The sequence below is a fragment of the Flavobacteriales bacterium genome (assembly GCA_020435415.1).
GTDB lineage: Bacteria > Bacteroidota > Bacteroidia > JACJYZ01 > JACJYZ01 > JACJYZ01.
Genome location: JAGQZQ010000149.1, coordinates 1 through 4,437, shown reverse-complemented (window position 1 = coordinate 4,437; position 4,437 = coordinate 1). Strand labels below are relative to the sequence as shown.

7 protein-coding genes are annotated in these 4,437 nt (G+C 45.3%); 4 read left to right on the top strand and 3 right to left on the bottom strand.

Translation table 11 applies throughout. The annotated features are described in order from the left end of the window. A partial coding sequence (locus KDD36_14810) for a hypothetical protein (protein ID MCB0397920.1) occupies window positions 1-330 on the top strand: 330 nt, incomplete at its 5' end. 18 nt (window positions 331-348) lie between these two features. Here the strand turns inward: KDD36_14810 and KDD36_14805 are convergent. Further along, window positions 349-1,242 carry a hypothetical protein gene (locus KDD36_14805; GenBank protein MCB0397919.1) on the bottom strand — a complete coding sequence of 298 codons (894 nt, stop codon included), beginning with the start codon at window positions 1,240-1,242 and terminating at the stop codon, window positions 349-351. A 241-nt stretch (window positions 1,243-1,483) separates the two neighbouring features. Here KDD36_14805 and KDD36_14800 point away from each other — a divergent pair, with 241 nt between their 5' ends. Next, the gene (locus KDD36_14800; protein MCB0397918.1) at window positions 1,484-1,822 is read left to right on the top strand and encodes a PadR family transcriptional regulator; all 339 of its coding nucleotides are present in this window, start codon (window positions 1,484-1,486) and stop codon (window positions 1,820-1,822) included. Then, window positions 1,819-2,238, top strand: a complete 420-nt coding sequence (locus KDD36_14795; protein MCB0397917.1) for a hypothetical protein — start codon at window positions 1,819-1,821, stop codon at window positions 2,236-2,238. Before KDD36_14800 ends, KDD36_14795 begins: the two co-directional genes overlap by 4 nt. 60 nt (window positions 2,239-2,298) lie before the next feature. Here KDD36_14795 and KDD36_14790 read toward each other — a convergent pair whose 3' ends face one another. Together KDD36_14790 and trxB are read right to left on the bottom strand one after the other, a co-directional pair. Continuing rightward, window positions 2,299-2,832 carry a hypothetical protein gene (locus KDD36_14790; GenBank protein ID MCB0397916.1) on the bottom strand — a complete coding sequence of 178 codons (534 nt, stop codon included), beginning with the start codon at window positions 2,830-2,832 and terminating at the stop codon, window positions 2,299-2,301. Window positions 2,833-2,855: 23 nt separating this feature from the next. Further along, a complete protein-coding gene (gene trxB / locus KDD36_14785; protein ID MCB0397915.1) occupies window positions 2,856-3,800 on the bottom strand; it encodes a thioredoxin-disulfide reductase in 945 nt (314 codons plus the stop codon). Between the two features lie 233 nt (window positions 3,801-4,033). Here trxB and KDD36_14780 point away from each other — a divergent pair. Then, on the top strand, window positions 4,034-4,437 hold a 404-nt coding region (locus KDD36_14780; GenBank protein ID MCB0397914.1), incomplete at its 3' end, for a class I SAM-dependent methyltransferase.

The window sequence follows — 4,437 nt, the reverse complement described above, 5'->3', positions numbered from 1 at the left end:
TACTGGCCGGGTCTTGCCAGGAGGGACATCGGACAACTAACGGTGGGTAACATTTCAGAAACTTCAACCTATTGCAGGTATACGATCACCGCTGCCTATCCGAACGAGGGTTTCGAGGCATTCTATCGGAATGGTGACCAGATTTGTATTGCATGTGGAGATAGCTGGCCAGCCGGCGCTGCGGCTGATGGGGCACAGGAATGCCCGGAAAGGATCCGATTTACCGCCCAAAGCGGAGATGTACAGTATGATGCTAACAAAGTGTTAGGTGTGAACAGCTGCACTGAATGTCCCGCCAGTGAGGTCAGAGGTGTATATGAGACACCATGATAAAGGCTCGTGATCCGGTTAAAAACCGTAATCCGCGGATAGTTTATTCATGATGTTAATAAAGGAATCTACAATGGCATGAATTTCCGGTCCGGTCGCATTTATGTTCCCACGAAGTTTTACATTCAATTGATTCAGGGCCTCACGTTCGTGGCCTTCATGAGAGGTGGTGAGCTCGCCCAGAACCTGATCTGCCCACAATGCAAGATCTTCTTCCCTTAATCCGGGTGCCATGGCGAAATAAGAGGCGAAGTCTATTGTACGGGTTGTGACAAATTCATGTGCGGCAAGACCGGCACCTTCAGCATAAAAGCCATCAGCTCCGTTCAGTGATCGGGTGAATACGAGAAAGTAGAACAATTGTTTATCGGGATCCATTGAAAACAGGCTGTCGGTAATCTCAAGCATTTGGTTGTCATTCCGGTGATGAACCAACTGTTGCTGCTTAAAAGTCTCCATGAAGTATGGATTGATCGTAGAATCCAGGAATGCAGTTTTGATCTCAGTCAGATATAGTGGGTAGTGATCCTTATCCTTATGATACAAGTGTATGCGTCCTGAAGGAAAATGCATCAGGGAAAGGGTGGTGTCGGTGGGTCCGAGTAATTCGTAAAACAGGGTGTCGGTCACCTGGGTGAGGAACATGAAATGGCCCGGCGAATTGGTATCTGCAAACCGGGGCATCGTTTCGGTAAAATGCATATCGAAGGTATGTCCTACGGGAGTTCCGTAATTAACAAACATCCATTGGGTCTGGTCAATGCGCACAAAACAGGTGCTGTCTTTATCGTGACGCCAGAAACCCTGCATCTTTGTGTTGAGAGAATCACTTGTCGGATCTCCTTCCTGACCGTATGCGTTACCGGAACAAATAACAATCAGAATGCTTAGCAGAAGCAGGTGCAATTTCATATCACCTAAGTTAATCCCAAATCATGCAATAGAAAAAGAACTATTGCATGACGCATAAGAAAATCTTAAGATACCGATTATTTGCTTCGGAATAAATTCTTGATTTTCTAATGCGGGATAACCCCAGCTAATACATATAGTTCAGCGCGAAAGGCGCTTCCTAATGCATAATCTGGGTTAATGTTTAGATTTTGCTTCAAGAAAATTTTGAATACATAAATATCTTATGTATAATTGTATTATGTATTCGAAAGATCTGATCAAAGGAACCCTTCAGCCCATTATTCTAAAACTTCTTGCGGAGAAGAAGAGGATGTATGGATATGAGATCACCCAAACGGTGAAGGAACTCACGAAGGGCAAGATAGAGCTCACGGAAGGTGCACTCTATCCTATGTTGCACAAACTCGAAGCCGATGGTATTTTACGCACGGAAAAGGAGTTCATCGGGAAGCGTGTGCGTAAGTATTATACACTGACGAAAACCGGGCATGCTGTCGTTACAGATAAGGTAAACGAGTTTACGGATTTCCTTGCAACCATGAGTTTATTGCTTAAACCTTCTAAAGCCACAACATGATGGAACTGACAGAAGAACAAATTGCCTTTATCCGAATGGATATTCAAAGCAGGGGTATTACGATGACGGAGCTGGCAGACAGTCTTGTGGACCATGTATGCTGCGCTATGGAGCATCATTCAGATGATGATTTCCAAGAGGTATATCATAAAGTGCTGGATGATTTCGGGGATGGTCCGCTGCATCGGATTCAACAGGAAACCATGTTATTATTAATTTTAAAAAGGGAGGCTACAATGAAAAAGACCATGTATGTTCTGGGCTACATCGCACTGATGTTAACCACCACTGGGTTGCTATTCAAAATCATGCATTGGCCGGGTGCAAGCGTCATGCTCGTGTTGGGAATTGCTATGCTTAATTTCGGATTTTTACCGATCTATTTTATAGGTCGCTACAGGCAGGCTACAGTTTAAAAGCACGTTGAGTGAAACAAGCGGGCACTTTGAATGTGGTGCCCGTTTTTTTATGCCCGATCACCATTTCCAATCCTTCTCATCCACATAAGTCAGTCTCAGGTCTTTTGTTTTTGATTTCAGCATGGCAGCATCAGCCACGGTATGAATGGGAATGACTACCGAAATACCCGATGGTCCCGTGATGAAAAAGTGTGATGATGTTTCAACAAGATTCTCAAATTCCGAAAGGTTGATACGGCCCTCACCGGTGTGATCCTTGGTGTATATACCATCCTTGTCAATCACCAGTTCACATGGCTGTCCTGTCTTACTCTGAAATGTTTTTCTAACATGATCCACCACATTCTTATGGTATCGTTTCCTTACATAACCTGGATATAACAGGTACCAGATCACGCCCAGCGCAACGAACACCAGGGCGGAGTAGAGGTTATGGTCTTTGTTGTAGAGTACGATTCCGACAAGAAAATACGTCACTGCAAAAATGATCCTGGCCCTGGCCCATTTCCGTTGAACGGTGACTGACCTGGATGTGGCATAGAGATACTGTGCTATGAAATCTTCTTCTTCAAGGGTGTAGCTCAGTTTCATAGCCGGTACTTATTCAGAACTTTTTAATCGAGTCCTTTCTCCGTGAGGTATCGTTCAGCATCCAGGGCCGCCATGCAACCGGTACCCGCTGCCGTGACCGCTTGCCGGTAAACCTTATCTGCGGCATCACCAGAAGCGAACACCCCTTCGATGTTGGTTTTGGATGTGCCGGGTTTTACCTTGATATAGCCCACATCATCCAGATCCAACCAGTCTTTGAAAATATCGGTATTGGGTTTGTGTCCGATGGCGACAAAGAAGCCTGTCACCGTGAGCGTCTTTTCTTCACCGGTTTTGTTGTCCTTCACTTTCACACCTTCTACGGATTGGTCACCCACGATATCGATCGTTTCATGGTTGAACATGACTTCAATCTTGGGATTTTCCAACACCCGTTTTTGCATAGCCTTGGATGCGCGAAGTTCATCTTTTCGCACCAGCATATACACTTTGGTGCAGAGCTTGGCAAGATAGGATGCTTCCTCCGCTGCAGTATCTCCACCACCCACAATGGCCACATCCTGGCCTTTGTAGAAAAATCCATCACACACGGCACAAGCGGAAACACCAAAGCCATTGAGTCTTTGTTCTGACGGTAGTCCGAGCCATTTGGCAGAAGCGCCGGTGGAAATGATCACCGTGTCAGCCTGGATCTGTTTTCCATCATCAAGGGTCACAACGTGCGGAGGACCGCTGAAATCTACTTTTGTAACAAGACCAAACCTGATATCCGCGTCAAAGCGTTCGGCTTGTTTTCGAAAATCCTCCATCATTTCCGGGCCTTGCGTTCCTTCGGGATAACCAGGGTAGTTTTCTACTTCTGTCGTGATGGTAAGCTGTCCACCTGGTTGTAATCCCTGATAAAGTACGGGTTTTAAGTCTGCACGGGCAGCATAAATTGCTGCCGTATATCCTGCCGGGCCACTGCCGATGATCAGGCACTTTACTTTCTCGATCTCTTCTGACATTTTCATTGAAATTTGGGAATGCAAAGATAATGATTAGTAGTTAGTAGAAAGTATTTAGTAGTTAGAAGTGTGGGATGTTAGATGTTAGACTAAAGACAATTCGAATGGCCAATTTGAAATAACAATCCGCCAATGTCTGCTTTCTCTAGTCTAACATCTAACGTCTAATGTCTAATGTCTAATGTCTAATGAATCCCCATTGTCTATATCTGAAAAGAATGCATCTTTAGTGCATGGATACAATGCAGGCAATAGCGGGAACCGACATCTACCTATTGGATCAGTTGATGAAAAAGAACATTCATCCCGGGCAGCGGATCCTCGATGCTGGGTGTGGAATGGGGAGCAACATTACCTGGCTGCTGAACCGGGGTGCAGAGGTTTGGGGGATTGATATCAGTGAAGATGACATCAAATATCTGCAGAAAACCTTTCCGCACGCCAAGGATCATTTTATCCAATCGACGATCGAATCATTTTCGGCGCCGGTTAAGTTTGACGTTGTCATTTGCAGTGCCGTGCTCCACTTTGCCCGTAGTCACGACCATTTTGAGGACATGTTCGGTCAACTGGTTTCATTCCTGAAGCCAGGAGGTGTTTTGTTTATCCGTATGGCTTCCAACATTGGAATGGAGCG

What these genes read in the sequence shown, in the direction of transcription:
- KDD36_14800 (MCB0397918.1), top strand. Translation starts at nt 1,484, where the DNA reads ATGTATTCGAAAGATCTGATCAAAGGAACCCTTCAGCCCATTATTCTA.
- trxB (MCB0397915.1), bottom strand. Translation starts at nt 3,800, where the DNA reads ATGTCAGAAGAGATCGAGAAAGTAAAGTGCCTGATCATCGGCAGTGGC.
- KDD36_14805 (MCB0397919.1), bottom strand. Translation starts at nt 1,242, where the DNA reads ATGAAATTGCACCTGCTTCTGCTAAGCATTCTGATTGTTATTTGTTCC.
- KDD36_14790 (MCB0397916.1), bottom strand. Translation starts at nt 2,832, where the DNA reads ATGAAACTGAGCTACACCCTTGAAGAAGAAGATTTCATAGCACAGTAT.
- KDD36_14795 (MCB0397917.1), top strand. Translation starts at nt 1,819, where the DNA reads ATGATGGAACTGACAGAAGAACAAATTGCCTTTATCCGAATGGATATT.